General features: G+C 69.1%; 13 protein-coding genes. 8 read left to right on the top strand and 5 right to left on the bottom strand.

Features of this window, described 5'->3' with window-relative positions:
* From P2Q66_RS13125 to P2Q66_RS13115, 3 genes are all read right to left on the bottom strand, one after another.
* On the bottom strand, nt 1-1,051 hold a 1,051-nt coding region (locus tag P2Q66_RS13125), incomplete at its 3' end, for a formate--tetrahydrofolate ligase (RefSeq protein ID WP_275728691.1).
* Nucleotides 1,052-1,146: 95 nt separating this feature from the next.
* The gene (gene mshA / locus P2Q66_RS13120; RefSeq protein ID WP_275728688.1) at nt 1,147-2,412 is read right to left on the bottom strand and encodes a D-inositol-3-phosphate glycosyltransferase; all 1,266 of its coding nucleotides are present in this window, start codon (nt 2,410-2,412) and stop codon (nt 1,147-1,149) included.
* A 93-nt stretch (nt 2,413-2,505) separates the two neighbouring features.
* Complete coding sequence (locus tag P2Q66_RS13115; protein ID WP_275728686.1) at nt 2,506-3,912, bottom strand: 6-phospho-beta-glucosidase; 1,407 nt, start codon at nt 3,910-3,912, stop codon at nt 2,506-2,508.
* A gap of 91 nt (nt 3,913-4,003) precedes the next feature.
* On the opposite strand from P2Q66_RS13115, the gene P2Q66_RS13110 reads away from it, so the two are divergent.
* From P2Q66_RS13110 to tsaD, 6 genes are all read left to right on the top strand, one after another.
* Complete coding sequence (locus P2Q66_RS13110) at nt 4,004-5,095, top strand: carbohydrate kinase family protein (RefSeq protein WP_079597434.1); 1,092 nt, start codon at nt 4,004-4,006, stop codon at nt 5,093-5,095.
* A 149-nt stretch (nt 5,096-5,244) separates the two neighbouring features.
* On the top strand, nt 5,245-6,465 hold the full coding sequence (gene alr, locus P2Q66_RS13105) for an alanine racemase (RefSeq protein WP_275728685.1): 1,221 nt from the start codon (nt 5,245-5,247) through the stop codon (nt 6,463-6,465).
* Nucleotides 6,462-7,151: a tRNA (adenosine(37)-N6)-threonylcarbamoyltransferase complex ATPase subunit type 1 TsaE gene (gene tsaE, locus P2Q66_RS13100; protein ID WP_275728684.1), complete on the top strand. Its 690-nt coding sequence runs from the start codon at nt 6,462-6,464 to the stop codon at nt 7,149-7,151. The genes alr and tsaE overlap by 4 nt, the downstream gene beginning before the upstream one ends.
* Nucleotides 7,151-7,822 carry a tRNA (adenosine(37)-N6)-threonylcarbamoyltransferase complex dimerization subunit type 1 TsaB gene (gene tsaB / locus P2Q66_RS13095; RefSeq protein WP_275728683.1) on the top strand — a complete coding sequence of 224 codons (672 nt, stop codon included), beginning with the start codon at nt 7,151-7,153 and terminating at the stop codon, nt 7,820-7,822. The genes tsaE and tsaB overlap by 1 nt, the downstream gene beginning before the upstream one ends.
* A 44-nt stretch (nt 7,823-7,866) precedes the next feature.
* Nucleotides 7,867-8,325: a ribosomal protein S18-alanine N-acetyltransferase gene (gene rimI / locus P2Q66_RS13090; RefSeq protein ID WP_275728696.1), complete on the top strand. Its 459-nt coding sequence runs from the start codon at nt 7,867-7,869 to the stop codon at nt 8,323-8,325.
* Entirely contained in the window at nt 8,322-9,410 is a 1,089-nt protein-coding gene (gene tsaD, locus P2Q66_RS13085) for a tRNA (adenosine(37)-N6)-threonylcarbamoyltransferase complex transferase subunit TsaD (protein WP_275728682.1), read from the top strand. The genes rimI and tsaD overlap by 4 nt, the downstream gene beginning before the upstream one ends.
* Before the next feature lie 109 nt (nt 9,411-9,519).
* On the opposite strand, the gene P2Q66_RS13080 is transcribed toward tsaD, so the two are convergent.
* A complete protein-coding gene (locus P2Q66_RS13080; RefSeq protein ID WP_079597400.1) occupies nt 9,520-10,671 on the bottom strand; it encodes a glutamate--cysteine ligase in 1,152 nt (383 codons plus the stop codon).
* A gap of 386 nt (nt 10,672-11,057) precedes the next feature.
* Between P2Q66_RS13080 and P2Q66_RS13075 the strand changes: the two genes are divergently transcribed.
* Together P2Q66_RS13075 and P2Q66_RS13070 are read left to right on the top strand one after the other, a co-directional pair.
* Nucleotides 11,058-12,491 (top strand): glycoside hydrolase family 3 N-terminal domain-containing protein, encoded by a 1,434-nt coding sequence (locus tag P2Q66_RS13075; protein WP_275728694.1) that lies wholly within the window; start codon nt 11,058-11,060, stop codon nt 12,489-12,491.
* An 88-nt stretch (nt 12,492-12,579) separates the two neighbouring features.
* A complete protein-coding gene (locus P2Q66_RS13070) occupies nt 12,580-13,398 on the top strand; it encodes a shikimate 5-dehydrogenase (protein WP_275728679.1) in 819 nt (272 codons plus the stop codon).
* 5 nt (nt 13,399-13,403) lie between these two features.
* On the opposite strand, the gene P2Q66_RS13065 is transcribed toward P2Q66_RS13070, so the two are convergent.
* Nucleotides 13,404-14,642, bottom strand: coding sequence for a class I SAM-dependent methyltransferase (locus tag P2Q66_RS13065; RefSeq protein ID WP_275728676.1), 1,239 nt, complete (start codon nt 14,640-14,642; stop codon nt 13,404-13,406).
* Nucleotides 14,643-14,670 lie beyond the last annotated feature (28 nt).

Genomic DNA, 14,670 nt, shown 5'->3' with positions numbered 1-14,670 from the left:
GGTCCGGCCGCGTGAGCTGGTCCTTGGCCACCCCGCCCTGCATCTTCAGGGCCCGCACCGTGGCCACCACCACGACGGCGGACGGCGCCAGGCCGCCAACCCGGGCCTTGATGTCCATGAACTTTTCAGCACCCAGATCAGCGCCGAACCCAGCTTCGGTCACCACGATGTCGGCCAGCCGGCGCGCCGTCTGTGTGGCGATCAGCGAGTTGCAGCCGTGCGCGATGTTCGCAAACGGACCGCCGTGGACCAGGGCCGGCGTGCCCGCGATGGTCTGCACCAGGTTGGGCTTGATCGCCTCCTTCAACAGCAGGGCCAGGGCACCCTGGACGCCAAGATCGGCAACAGTCACGGGAGAGCGGTCAAACGTGTATCCGAACGTAATCCGTCCCAGCCGTTCCCGGAGGTCGGCCAGGTCCGTGGCGAGGCAGAACACCGCCATGATCTCGGATGCAACCGTGATGTCGAAACCGTCCTGCCGCGGGACTCCCTGGGTGGGCCCGCCAAGGCCGATGACCACCTCGCGCAGGGCCCTGTCATTCATGTCCAGGACGCGCTTAAACGTCATGCGCCGGGGATCGATATCCAGCTGGTTGCCTTGGTATATGTGGTTGTCCACCAGGGCCATCAGCGCATTGTTGGCCGACGTGATGGCATGGAAATCGCCGGTGAAGTGCAGGTTGATCTCGTCCATCGGCAGCACCTGCGAGTAGCCGCCTCCGGTGGCGCCGCCCTTCATGCCCAGGACCGGGCCCAGCGAGGGCTCCCGGAGCGCGATCATCACCCTGTGCCCGGCCCGGGCCAGCGAGTCGGCAAGGCCAACGGTGGTGGTGGATTTTCCTTCACCGGCCGGGGTGGGGGACATGGCCGAGACCAGCACTACCTTTCCGGCAGGAGGCGGGGCGTCCAGCCGGGCGGGATCGATCTTCGCCTTGAACCGCCCGTACTGCTCAACGGCTTCAGCATTGATCCCGGCAGCGGCAGCGATCTCCCCGATGGGCCGGATACGCGCTGCGCGGGCAATCTCAAGGTCGGTAGGGAAATCAGACATCATTGTCCTTTCCTGGAGCGGCTGGCGCCACGAACCTGCCGGAGCACCTGCCCCAAAACTAACAGCCCTGCAGCACCAGTACCCGCAAGAAAAAATCAGGATGCGGGAACGGCCGGGACGAGCAGGGGCCCCACGTGGCGGTCGACGGCGGCATGGTAGCTTTCGAGCGTGATGGCGGCGGTGCGGGCCCAGCCGGAGTTCTGGGCACGGATGGCGGCGGCGCGTCCCATGTCCTCGCGGGTGGCGGGATCGTCGTACAGGGCTTCGAGTGCGTCAGCCCAGTCGGCGGCGTGGTGCCCGTCGACCAGCAGCCCGGTCCGGCCGTGGAAGATGGCCCGCGACAGTCCGCCCACCCGGGTGGCCACCACGGGGGTGCCGCAGGCCTGGGCCTCAAGGGCCACGAGTCCGAACGATTCGCTGAAGGAAGGCATCACCACAACGTCAGCCGCGCGGAACCAGGCCGCAAGCTCCGGTGCCTTCACCGGCGGAAGCTGCGTGACGACGTCGTCCATTTCCGCCTCGGCAACCAGCCTCCGAAGGTTGAACTCCTTGTTCCCGCTCAGCGACCCCAGTATGGTGAGCCGGAGGTCGATGTCCGGGCGCCGTCGCCGGAGCAGGGCGGCTGCTTTGACCAGAATCTGGGGACCCTTCAGCCGCTGGATGCGCCCCGCGAACAGCAGGTGGAAGGTGCCCGGGGCGATGCCGCGCTCCGCCCTGGACCGGGTCCGGAACGCCGGCGTGAAGGTACTGAGGTCCACACCCGGCGGGGCGATATCGATGCGGTCGTACGTGGCTCCGTAGTGCGACACCAGTTCCGCCGCCTCCGAGCTGGTGTTCGCGATCAGCCGCTCCGCGCCGTCCACGATGCGGTGCTCGCCGAGCTCGCGCCGCCGCGGCTCGGGCTGCTCGCCGGACTCCAGCAGCAGGTTCTTGACCTTCGCCATGGTGTGCATGGTGTGCACCAGCGGGACGCCCCACAGTTCGGACAGCTCCAGGCCGGCGATCCCGGACACCCAGTAGTGCGAATGGATGACGTCATACCGGCCGTGCGGCTGCCGGCGGCGGATCTGTTCAATCTCGGCCACCATGCTGTGCAGCAGGCCGGGAAGTTCTTCCTTGGGAATCTTTTTCGGCGGGCCGGCCAGGACATTGTGCACGCAGACCCCGGGATCGGGATGTTCGACGGCGGGCTGGCCGGCCGAGGTGGCGCGGGTGAAGATCTCGACTTCCACTCCAGCCTCGGCCAGGGCGGAGGCCAGTTCCCGGATGTAGACGTTCATCCCGCCCGCATCACCGGACCCGGGCTGCTCCATGGGGGAGGTGTGGAGGGAGAGCAAAGCGACCCTGCGGATCAATGCCACGGGACCTCCTTCCGGCCGCCGGCGCGAGTGGCCGCCGGTTCAGTGCGCATTCGATAAAACACTACTCCCTCCCCTCACGCCGGCCGATGTGTGTTAACTCCGGGCCCCGCCCCACAGCTCCCGCAGGGCAGGGAAAGCGTGCTCGTAACCGGCCAAAAGCCTTCCGGCCACGTCCGCCGAATCCACCAGCGGGTGGCGGGCAAAGGCCTGCAGGGCAGCATCCCGCTTGCCGTCCGTCGCGGCGAGCACGGTGAGCCGTTCGACGTCCTTGACCCGGCCAAGCAGCTCACGCTGCGGTTCCGGCGGCGCCTGCTGGGGCAGCGGCAGCGCGCCGTCGGGGGTTACCGTGCAGGGAAGTTCGACGACGGCGTCCGCCGGCAGTCCCGGAATGGCGGCCCGGAGTTCGGCTGCTTCAGCCGCGGCGGGCTCGGCCGCCTCGGGCAGGGAGTTTCGGGTGTTGAGGATCAGCTGCGTGGTGCCACCGCCGGAGAGCGCGCTCATCGCAGCCAGCGCGACGCGTTCATAGCCGCCGCCGGCCAGATCGTCCTCGTCCCGGTGTTCGCCGTCGGCCCGGGCCTCGGCCAGGTAGCCTTCCTCACGGGAGCGCCGTGCCTCCTCCCAGAGGCGGAACGCCTCCCCGCCGGCAGCGGCCAGCCGCGGATACAGCTCCTGCTGCTGGCTGTGGATGGTCTCCCCGCGGGTGCTGGTCATCGCCTGCATTGCCTGCCGTGCTTCCCCGGCCCGGTAGTAGTAGTACAGGTACTCGTTGGGCAGCGCGCCAAGGCTCGCCAGGAACGGCTGCGGGAACAGCCTGCCTTCCTCAAAGGACTGCAGGGCATCGGGGTCGGCGAGCAGGTCCGGAAGCACGTCCCGGCCGGCGGACTCCAGCCGGTAGAGCCAGCCGAGATGGTTCAGCCCGTAGTAGCCCACACCGTCGAGCCGTCCCTCCGGCAGCGCCACCCCGGCCGCATGCGCGGCGCGGTACACCAGGCCGCCCGCCGAGTCACAGATGCCGATTGCCCTGCGGCCCAGCACGGGAAACAGCGCCTCGGTGACCATGCCGGCCGGATTGGTGAAGTTGATCAGCCACGCCTCGGGACAGTGTTCCTTCATCAGCCGGGCCAGTTCCAGCATGCGCGGGATGGTCCGCAGGGCGTAGGAGATGCCCCCGGCCCCGGTGGTTTCCTGCCCCAGCAGCCCGAGGTCCTGGGCCACCCGTTCATCCGCAACCCGGCCCGCGGTGCCGCCGGGGCGGATGGCCGCGAACACCATCTGCGTGCCCGCGAGGGCGTCCGGAAGGCTGGTGGAGGCGCGGACCGGGAGACGGGCACCCGGTCCGGCGGGCATGCTCCGCAGCACGGCGGTGACGGCGTCGAGGCGGGCGGGGTCGACGTCGTACAGCACCAGTTCGGTGGCCAGGCCGGCAAAACGGCCCGAGACCAGTGCCCGGTAGATGAGCGGCACCCGGAAACCCCCGCCGCCGGCAATCAGAAGCCGCATAACCAGCAGTCTAGGCCCGGATTGGCTTGTCCCTGACGCAAAGCAGGGCGTCCACTATCGGATGTCAGCGGCAGGGCGTATCGTGCCGGACATGGAAGCGATCCCAGCCCGGCCTTTCGACCCCCTGGCCGGCGTCCGCTCGCCCTCCGAACCCGGGTTTGACCTCCTCCTGGCCGGAACGGTGTTCCAGGACATCATTTTCACGGGCCTTCCCCATAGCCCGGAGCCCGGCACCGAAATCTGGAGCGACGGCATGGGCAGCTGTCCCGGCGGCGTGGCCAACCAGGCAATCGCCGCCGCCCGCCTGGGACTCCGGACCGGCCTGGCCGCCGCGTTTGGCGACGACGGCTACGGCGACTTCAACTGGAAAATCCTTTCCAGCCAGGAACACGTGGACCTCAGCCTGTCCCGGCGCGTCCCCGGCTGGCACTCGCCGGTAACCGTCTCGCTCTGCGTGGAGAAGGACCGGTCCATGGTGACCCACGGGCACGCCGCTCCGGTGACCTCCTCGGAACTGATCGGCAACCCTCCTCCGGCGCTCGCCGGCATTGCGGAAGTGGGGGTTGAGGTGGAGCCCTGGGCGAAGGCGGCGCACAAGGCAGGGGTGAAGTTGTTCGGCGACGTCGGCTGGGACCCCACTGGGGAATGGGCGCCCGTCCGGCTCGAGAACCTGCAGTACTTCCACGCGTTCCTGCCCAACCAGCGCGAAGCCATGGCCTTTACCGGCAAGGACGATGCGTGGAGTGCTCTGTACGCGCTGGCGGACCGGGTGCCGGTGGCCGTGGTGACACTCGGGCCGCAGGGCGCCATGGCGGTGGATTCGGAGACGGGCGAGGAGGAGTGGGTGCCGTCCCTGCCCGTGAAGGCTTTCGATCCCACCGGAGCCGGTGACTGCTTCGACGCCGCATTCATTGTGGGCAGCCTGGCCGGCTGGCCGCTGGGCAACAGGCTGCGCTTTGCCAACCTGTGCGCCTCGCTGGCCGTACAGGAGGTGGGAGGATCGCTAGCGGCCCCCGGCTGGGGGGACATCGCCGACTGGTGGAAACGCGCCAACGCCCGGCCCGAACGGCAGATGAGCCAGTGGCTGCGGCGCTTCGGTTTCCTCGCGGAAATCATCCAGGACGTCCCGCTGGCGGCGCAGCGCAGGGCGGCTGCCACCATCGCGCACCTTTCGGACGCCTGACCGACGTACGTGCCGCGCCGTGCCGCCCGGGGCAACATCCCAGTCAGGAGGCGCCCTCGGCGACGGGCTGAGGCCAGCCGCCTGTTCCGGAATCCGGCCTGCCCGGCCGTGATTATTCGGCAAGAAGTGCCCGCACTAGAATCACTAAGGTGACTTACCCCGCAACAACCGGTGAATTTAGCGCTGCCCCCGGACAGGACCCCCGCTACGAGCGGTCCGCCGTGATCGACCTTGAGGCCATCCGGCACAATGTCCGCCGGCTAGCTGCTGCCGCGTCCCCGGCGAAAGTCATGGCCGTCGTCAAGGCTGACGCTTACGGGCACGGCGCCGTTCCCGTGGCGCGGGCAGCAATCGAAGCCGGTGCCTCCTGGCTGGGCGTTGCGCACATCTCCGAAGCCCTTGCATTGCGGGCCGCCGGCATTGACGCGCCGCTGCTCGCCTGGCTGCACACCGTGGACAGCAACTTTGGCGCCGCGGTGGCCGCCGGCGTCGACATCGGCTGCTCAGGGTGGGAGCTCGAACGCATCGTGGCCGCAGCCCGGGAACAGGAGCGGCCGGCCCGCATCCACCTGAAAGTGGACTCCGGCCTGGGACGCAACGGCGCCACCCTGGACACCTGGGACCACCTCGTGGGCGAAGCCATGGAGTACCAGGACCAGGGGCTGCTGCGCGTGGTGGGAATCTTCTCGCATCTGGCCGTCGCGGATGAGCCGGAGCGGCCCGAAACCGACCAGCAGCTGGCGGCATTCCGCGAAGCCCTGGCTGTTGCCGAGGACGCCGGTGTGGACCCGGAAGTCCGGCACCTGGCCAACACCCCCGCCACGCTCTCCCGGCCGGACACCCACTTCGACCTGGTCCGAGCAGGTCTGGGCATCTACGGGCTCTCGCCCTTCGACGGCCAGACCTCCGCGGAACTCGGGCTCCGGCCCGCCATGACGCTCCGGACCCTGGTGTCCCAGTGCAAGGAAGTACCGGACGGGCAAGGCGTGTCTTACGGCCTCCGCTATCACACCAGCGGGCGCAGCACCCTGGCCCTCATCCCCATGGGCTACGCCGACGGCGTGCCGCGCGTTGCCACCGGCGGTCCCGTCCGGGTGGCCGGCAGGACATACCCCGTGGTGGGCCGGATCGCCATGGACCAGATGGTGATCGACCTCGGCGACGCCGGTCCGGCCGGCGCGGGACTGCTGGGTGCCGAGGCCGAGCTGTTCGGGAACGGGGACGACGGCGGCCCCACCGCCGATGACTGGGCGCGCGCCGCCGGGACCATCAACTACGAGATCGTCACCCGCATCAGCCCCCGGGTCCCGCGCCGCTTCGTCAACGAACAGGACGCGTCCGCCGCCCTCCACACGGAGGGTGCCGCGTGAACGCCTTCGAACCCCCGGCCGTGCCCAACTGGGAAAGGACCTTCACGGCGACGACGGCGGACCAGACCCACGCGTTTGGCGCCGCCCTCGCCGGGGTGCTTGAAGCCGGGGACCTGCTGGTGCTGTCCGGCGAGCTGGGGGCCGGGAAAACCACCTTCACCCAGGGGCTGGGGGAGGGGCTCGGCGTCCGTGCCGGAATCATTTCACCCACGTTCGTCCTGGTCCGCATCCACCCCAACCTGCCCGGCGGTCCGCGCCCCGGCGGCCCCGACCTGGTGCACGTGGACGCCTACCGCCTGGGCTCGGCCGCCGAGATTGACGACATCGACCTGGAAAACACTTTGGACTCGTCCGTGACGGTGGTGGAGTGGGGACATGACCGGGTGGAGCACCTGAGCGACAGCCGGCTCGAAATCGACCTGCACCGTGCCATCGGACTCAACGCCACTGGATTGGGCGGCACTGGCAGGGGCGACTCTGCTCCGGGTGACCTCGGTGCCGGCACGTCCTCCGGCAACGGAGCCGGAACCCTGGACTTCGACACCGAAGACACCGACGAGCCGCGCACCATCGTGATGCGCGGGTACGGTCCGCGATGGCCGGCCGCCCCCGAACTGGGAACCCCGGAACCGGGAACCCCGGAAATCGGGACAGCAGAGCCCGGCGCCCCGGGAGGGAAAGACTGATGCTGATCCTCGCCATTGACACCTCCGCCGTTGCCAGCGCCGCGCTGGTTTCGGATGACGCGCTGGAAGGCGTGGTTGCCAGCTTCTCCACCGAGGACACCCGAAGCCATGCCGAAGTGCTGGCTCCGGGCATCGCGGACATGCTTGCCGAGGCCGGCGTCACCGGACAGGACATCGACGCCCTGGTGGTGGGCGTGGGGCCCGGCCCGTTCACCGGCCTGCGCTCCGGAATTGCAACGGCGCGCACCCTGTCCTTTGTCTGGGGCAAGCCCCTTCACGGCCTGATGAGCCTGGACGCCGTGGCCCTGGAAGTGGCTGAGTCCACCGCCGCCCTCCCCGAATTTTTGGTGGTGACCGACGCGCGGCGCAAGGAGGTCTACTGGGCCCGCTACAGCCTTGCCGAGGGGAAGCTGCCCCGGCTCGAGGACGGTCCCCACGTCGGCTTCGCGGCGGACCTGCCGGACCTTCCCGCCTTTGGGGCCGGCGCCGGGCTCTACGCCGACACGTTGCGCGCAGATCCCGAATTCGCCCAGGAGCAGCCGGACGCGCTTTATCTGGGCCAGTTCGCGCTGGCCCGGCTGGCCTCCGGCAACGGCCTCCTGGATTCCACCCCGCTGTACCTGCGCGAATCCGATGCGCAGGTCCCCGGACCGAGGAAGAGGGCACTGTGAGCACCACCCCGGATCCGCGCACGGCAGGAATCATCGTGCGGGACATGACCCTTGACGACGTAACCGCCGTCAGCGTCCTTGAGCAAAAACTGTTCCCCATCGACGCCTGGCCCCTGCAGATGTTCCTGGATGAGCTGGCCCAGCCGGACACCCGGCGCTACCTCGTGGCCGAAAGCGCCGACGGCATTGTGGGGTACGCCGGCCTGATGTGCATCGATCCCATCGCGGACGTCCAGACGATCGCCGTCGTCCCTGACTACGAGGGGCGGGGGATCGGCAGCACGCTGCTGACCGCCCTCATCGATGAAGCCCGGCGCCGGTACGCCGCGGACCTCCTCCTCGAAGTCCGCGCGGACAACCCCCGGGCGCAACGGCTGTACCTGCGCTTCGGGTTCGAGCAGATCCACGTCCGCCCCCGGTACTACCGCGACGGCGTCGATGCGCTGATCATGAGGCTCCAGCTCATCGGCGACGAGGAAACACGTGAAGGAGGCCAGCGATGAACCGTTCCCAGCCACTGGTCCTGGGCATTGAATCATCCTGCGACGAGACCGGCGTTGGCATCGTCCGCGGGACCACGCTCCTGACCAACACCGTGTCCTCATCCATGGACGAGCACGTCCGCTTCGGCGGCGTCATCCCGGAGATCGCCTCGAGGGCCCACCTGGACGCGTTCGTACCCACACTGGAGCAGGCATTGTCCGACGCCGGCGTCAGCCTGGACGAGGTGGACGCCATCGCCGTCACCTCCGGCCCCGGACTCGCAGGCGCACTGATGGTGGGAGTCTGCGCCGCGAAGGCATTGGCAGTGGCCACCGGGAAGCCGCTGTACGCCATCAACCACCTCGTGGCGCATGTGGGCGTGGGGCTGCTGGAGAGTAACGGCAACGAGGCCCCGCAGCTCCCGGAAAACCTGGGCGCCCTGCTGGTATCCGGCGGACACACCGAAATCCTCAGGATCAACAGCATCACCGACGACGTCGTGCTGCTGGGCTCCACCATCGACGACGCCGCGGGGGAGGCCTACGACAAGGTGGCCCGCATCCTGGGCCTGGGCTACCCCGGCGGACCGGCCATCGACAAGGTGGCCCGCACCGGCAACCCGAAGTCCATCCGCTTCCCCCGGGGCCTCAGCCAGCCCAAGTACATGGGAACGGCGGAGGAGCCGGGCAAGCACCGCTACGACTGGTCCTTCAGCGGACTGAAGACCGCCGTGGCCCGGTGTGTGGAGCAGTTCGAGGCCCGGGGCGAGGACATCCCGGTGGCCGACATCGCCGCCGCATTCCAGGAAGCCGTGGTGGACATCATCTCTTCCAAGGCCGTCCTGGCCTGCCGGGAGCACGGCATCAAGGACGTCCTGCTGGGCGGGGGCGTTGCGGCCAACTCACGCCTGCGTGAACTGACCGGCCAGCGTTGCGCCTCGGCCGGCATCCGGCTCCACGTGCCGCCCCTGGATTTGTGCACGGACAACGGCGCCATGGTGGCGGCTCTGGGCGCGCAGCTGGTGATGGCCGGCGTGGAACCGAGCGGAATCGGCTTCGCGCCGGACTCGTCCATGCCGGTCACCTCGGTATCGCTCCCCGCCTGAAGCCTGCTGGGCAGGCGAACCGTCGCGGGGCACTTTGGGGGAGTCGGCGTCGTAATTTACGACGGCGGCCGGCGTGTCCGTGCCGAAGTGCCCCGTTAAGGCGGGGAGGTCAGGCGGTGGGGCCGTTCCGCATCTGCTTGACGAGGTCCAGCACCACGGCCTGGAGGTCCCCGCCGTGCTCGGCGGCCACCTTCCGCTGGCGCTGGTACCCGGCCCCGCGGCGGATGATCTTCTCCACATCCGCGAGTTCGTCGGCGCAGCCCAGTTTGGCCGCCACAGGCTCCAGCCGGTTCAGGGTCTCCAGCAGGTGGTCCGTCACCAGCTGTTCCTTGCCCGCGGCGTCGAGGATGATGATGGCGTCCATGCCGTAGCGGGCGGCCCGCCACTTGTTCTCCTGGATGTGCCAGGGCGGCATGGTGGGGATGGTGCCGCCGTTGTCCAGGGTGGTGGAGAATTCGTCCACGAGGCACTGGGTGAGCGCGGCGATGGCGCCCACTTCCTCCAGGGTGGCCAAGCCGTCGCAGATGCGCATTTCGATGGTGCCCAGGTTCGGGACCGGCCGGATGTCCCAGCGGATTTCGGAGAGGGTATCGATCACGCCGGTGGTGAACATGTCCTGGACGTAGGACTCGTATTCAGCCCAGGACTGGAACTGGAACGGCAGGCCGGCCGTGGGCAGCTGCTGGAACATCAGGGCGCGCTGCGAGGCGTAGCCGGTGTCCTCACCGCCCCAGAACGGGCTGGATGCGGAGAGGGCCTGGAAGTGCGGGAAGTAGTTGACCAGTCCGTCCAGTACCGGGAGGGCCTTTTCCCGCCGGTCCAGCCCCACGTGCACGTGCACGCCGTAAATCACCATCTGCCGGCCCCACCACTGGGTGCGGTCGATCAGCTTCGCGTAGCGGGCCTTGTCCGTCACGGGCTGCAGTTGCGGCGGGCTGAACGGGTGGCTGCCTGCGCAGAAGAGTTCCACGCCCATCGGGTCCGTGATCTCGCGGACGGCGGCCAGGGACCGGCTCAGGTCCTCCTTGGCTTCGGCGGCCGTTTCACAGATGCCCGTGACCAGCTCCACTGTGTTCAGCAGCAGTTCCTGCTTGATGTGCGGGTGTTCGTCGTCCTCGTTCAATTCCGGATGGCGGGAGGCGACGCCGCGGAGCACTTCGTTGGCTACAGAGGCGAGCTCACCGGTGCTGCCGTCCACCAGCGCGAGCTCCCATTCAACACCAAGGGTTGATTGCCTCGATGAAGCGAAGTCAATCTTCACGCGTTTCCTTACTGTCCGGTTTGCCGCTGGCTGAGGCCGCTCACGGGCTGCTGCCGGCAGGCGAACGGGTGGTTCAAGTCTAGTGCAGGGGTAGCATCGTATTGATGGTCCCGTTCCAACACCTGCGTGACAGTACCCACAAAACCTTCCCCCTCCTCGCGGCAGTATCCGCCCTGGCCCTCGCCTCCTGCACCCCCGCGCCGGCGCCCGGGCCGTCGTCGCCCTCCACCACCGCGGCACCTTCACCGTCCGCGTCGCCCACCCCAACACCGCGTACGACGCCGTCCCCCACCGCCGCGTCCCCCTCACCTGATCCGGGTTCCCGGCCCCTGGGCTGGGGCCCGCTCCAGCGGGACCAGGACGCCGCCGCGGCGGCCGTGGCCGGCATGACAACCGAGGAAAAAGCCGGGCAGGTCCTGCTGCCGTTTTTCACGGGCAAGGACGTGGAGGCCCACGCGGCCACCATCGAGCGGCTGCACCTTGCGGGATCCATCATCATGGGAGACAACGTTCCGCGGGACCCGCAGGGGAGGGTGGACGCTGCCGGCATGGCCGCCATCAACCAGCGGCTCGCGCAGGCCACTACTGCGGACGGCGACCCCTGGCCCGGCATGATCGCGGTGGACCAGGAAGGCGGCCTTGTGGTGCGACTGGGCACGCCGCTGACGGAGTGGCCAGCTCCCATGAGCTATGGTGCGGCCGGCAATGAGGGCCTCACCCGGGAGGCGGGGCAGGGCCTGGCCGGCGAGCTGGTTCCGCTGGGCTTCAATACCGACTTCGCACCGGACACGGACGTCACCATGGGGCCCAAGGACCCCACCATCGGGGCGCGGGCCATGTCCGCGGACCCCGCCGCTGTTGCCGTGCACGGGGTGGCGTTCTCCCAGGGCATGCTCGCCGCAGGAGTCCTTCCGGTCGTCAAACACTTCCCGGGCCACGGTTCGGTCACCGCCGACTCCCACCTCAGCCTGCCGGTGCAGCCGGCCGGCGTCGAGGAACTCCGCGGCAGGGACTGGATCCCCTTCCAGGCCGCCATCGCCGCCGGGACACCCATGGTGATGACCGGGCACATTGCCGTGCCGGCGCTGGAACCCGGCGTCCCGGCGTCGCTCTCTGCCCCCACGTATGCCGCCTTGCGCGGCCTGGGATTCAAGGGCGTGGCGGTGACGGATGCGCTGAACATGGGCGCCGTGGCCAAGCAGTACCCCAGCGGGTCTGCTGCGGTGATGGCGCTCCAGGCAGGCGCGGACCTGCTGCTGATGCCAGCCGATGTGTCACAAGCGCATGCTGCCATCGTGGGGGCGGTCCAGTCCGGAAGCCTGCCTCCGGAAAGGCTGGACGAGGCCGCCCGGCGGGTGGCCACCATGATGGTCTGGCAGGGCAGGCGGGGTCCCGCGGCAGGCATCCCGGCAGGCAGCAGCGCAGCCCTGTCCGCCCGGGTCTCGGCCTCCGCCGTCACCGTTGTCTCCGGGCCGTGCACCGGGCCACTGGTTCCCGGAGCGGTCCGGGTGGCCGGCGGCGGGCCCGGAGACCGGGAACGGTTCGAGGCGGCCGCCGCCCGCGCCGGCCTCGCCCTTGGTTCCGGACCGCTGGTGAACCTGATCGGGTTCGGCGGGCGTCCCGCCGGAGGGGACATCGAGGTGGCTTTGGACGCGCCCTGGCCGTTGCAGGGTTCGCCGGCGCCGGTCAGGCTGGCGCTATACGGCCGCACCGACGCTGCCTTCGACGCGCTCGCGGCCGTGCTGGCAGGCAAGGCGACGGCACCCGGGAAGCTGCCTGCCGCCGTCGGAAGCGTCCCCGCAGGCACCGGCTGCCCCTGACCCAAGTAAGTAGCGTCAACTGTCGTTCTGGCGGCTGAAAATGACAGTTGGCGCTACCCAGTTGGGGGAGTGCGGGTTTAATGGTCGGGTGCCCATTCTGAATAAAGACATGACTCTCTGCATCTCGCTCTCGGCCCGTCCCGGCAACAACGGGACCAGGTTCCACAACCACCTGTACGAACAGCTGGAGCTCAACTGGATCTACAAGGCGTTTGCCCCCACCAACCTGGAGCAGGCCATCGCCGGAGTCCGCGGGCTGGGCATCCGCGGGTGCGCCATCTCCATGCCCTACAAGGAAGACGTCATCGCGCTGGTGGATGAGATGGACCCCTCCGCCAAGGCCATCGATTCCGTGAACACCATCGTCAACACGGACGGCCACCTCAAGGCGTACAACACGGACTACACCGCCATCGAACAGCTGCTTGCCACCAACTCGGTGCCCACCGGCTACTCGGTCCTGGTCCAGGGTGCGGGCGGCATGGCCAAGGCCACCGTGGCGGCGCTGCGGGATGCCGGGTTCACCGACGTCACGGTGATTGCACGGAACGAGGCGACAGGGCGGGCGCTTGCCGGGCAATACGGGTTCCAGTGGCGTGCAGCGCTCGACGGCGGCACGGCGGACGTGATCATCAACGTCACCCCCGTGGGGATGGCCGGCGGGGCGGAAGCGGACGCGCTGTCCTTCCCGGCCGAGGCCATTGACGCCGCGCGGCTCGTTTTCGACGTGGTGGCGCTGCCCGCCGAGACCCCGCTGATCAGGGCCGCCCGCGCCGCCGGAAAGCCGGTGATCACCGGAGCGGAGGTGGCCACCATCCAGGCGCTGGAACAGTTCGTCCTGTACACCGGAGTGCGGCCAAGCCCTGAGCAGGTACGCGCGGCCGAGGAGTTCATGCGGGCGCAGTAACGGCCTTACACCGCAGTAACGGGTTCTACCACGATGGCCACCCGGTCCTCCCCGATGCGGGTGAGGACCAGGGTGGCCGTTTTGGTGCCGCCCTTTTTCGCAGGGTTTTTCCCGCCGGGCAGGAGCTGCTTCCGGAGTTCCTCAGGGGTGACGGCGGTGCCGCGTTTCTTGATGTCCAGCACCGTGATGCCTTCGGCCTTCACCCACGCCTTGAGCGCCTTGACGTTGTACGGCATCACGTCCAGCACCTTGTAGGCCCGCGCGAACGGGGTGTCCACGAGGGCGGGGGCGCAGATGTAGGCGATGTGCTCGTCCACCAGGTGGCCACCGAGCTCAAGCGCGACGTCGGCAACGAGCCCTGCGCGGATGACCGCGCCGTCGGGTTCGTACAGGTAGCCTTCCACGGGACCCACCGGCGCTTCCGGCCCGGCCCCGAAGTCCTCGCCGCTGGTCAGGTCGGCGGCGCCGCCGGGCCCCAGCACCAGGGCTGCGCGGCGGACTCCGGGCCGCCGCACGGCGTTGAACCACAGTGCCACCTCGGTGACGTCGCCGGCCACCGAGACCCACTGTGCCTCGCAGTTGTGCGGGACGGAGTCATGCGGCATGCCGGGCCCCATCTTCACCCCCACGGCCTTGCCGGACGCGGCCAGGGCTTCGACGAAGGACAGCGGCGGCGAAAAGGCTTCCGGATCCCAGATGCGCTTGGTGCCCGAGGTGGAGGTGACCCGGCGGGCGGGGTCCAGCCAGACGCCGTCGATGCCGTCCAGCGGAACCGCGGTGGCGTCCGCATGGACCACCGTGGCGTTCGGGAACGGGATGAGGTTCACGGTGGCGCAGGCGGCCGTGGTCTCATCCATTTCCACGGCGGTGACGGTCACGTCAAGGGACGCCAGGGCGAGCGAATCGGCGCCCAGCCCGCAGCCCAGGTCTGCCACATGGCTGACCCCCGCGCCGGCAAACCGCTGCGCGTGCCGGGCGGCAACGTTCAGGCGGGTGGCCTGTTCCAGGCCTGCCTGGGTGAAGAGCATCTGCCGGGAAAATTCCCCGAATTTTGCTTCGGCCTTGGTGCGGAGCCTGGACTGGGTCAGGACGGCGGAGACCAGGTCGGGGGAGTGGCCGGCCTTCCGGAGGGCCGAATTGAGCTCGAAGGAGGAGTCCTCCTGGTAGGGACCCAGGGACGCCAGCAGCTCCCAGCCTTCCGGGGTGAGCAGCGGTGCGATCTGGTCCTGGGGAGCGTGGGGCATGGGTTCCAGCCTAGTGGAGGAGGGCCCG

The sequence above is a fragment of the Arthrobacter sp. Cr_A7 genome, assembly GCF_029222765.1.
GTDB lineage: Bacteria > Actinomycetota > Actinomycetes > Actinomycetales > Micrococcaceae > Arthrobacter.
The sequence above is the reverse complement of the archived record's forward strand: the minus strand, read 5'-3'. Positions and strand labels throughout refer to the sequence as shown.

Excerpts from the sequence above, each read along its gene's own strand:
- P2Q66_RS13115 (WP_275728686.1), bottom strand. The coding sequence starts at position 3,912 with ATGCGGCTTCTGATTGCCGGCGGCGGGGGTTTCCGGGTGCCGCTCATC.
- P2Q66_RS13110 (WP_079597434.1), top strand. The coding sequence starts at position 4,004 with ATGGAAGCGATCCCAGCCCGGCCTTTCGACCCCCTGGCCGGCGTCCGC.
- tsaB (WP_275728683.1), top strand. The coding sequence starts at position 7,151 with ATGCTGATCCTCGCCATTGACACCTCCGCCGTTGCCAGCGCCGCGCTG.
- rimI (WP_275728696.1), top strand. The coding sequence starts at position 7,867 with ATGACCCTTGACGACGTAACCGCCGTCAGCGTCCTTGAGCAAAAACTG.
- tsaD (WP_275728682.1), top strand. The coding sequence starts at position 8,322 with ATGAACCGTTCCCAGCCACTGGTCCTGGGCATTGAATCATCCTGCGAC.
- P2Q66_RS13075 (WP_275728694.1), top strand. The coding sequence starts at position 11,058 with ATGACAACCGAGGAAAAAGCCGGGCAGGTCCTGCTGCCGTTTTTCACG.
- P2Q66_RS13065 (WP_275728676.1), bottom strand. The coding sequence starts at position 14,642 with ATGCCCCACGCTCCCCAGGACCAGATCGCACCGCTGCTCACCCCGGAA.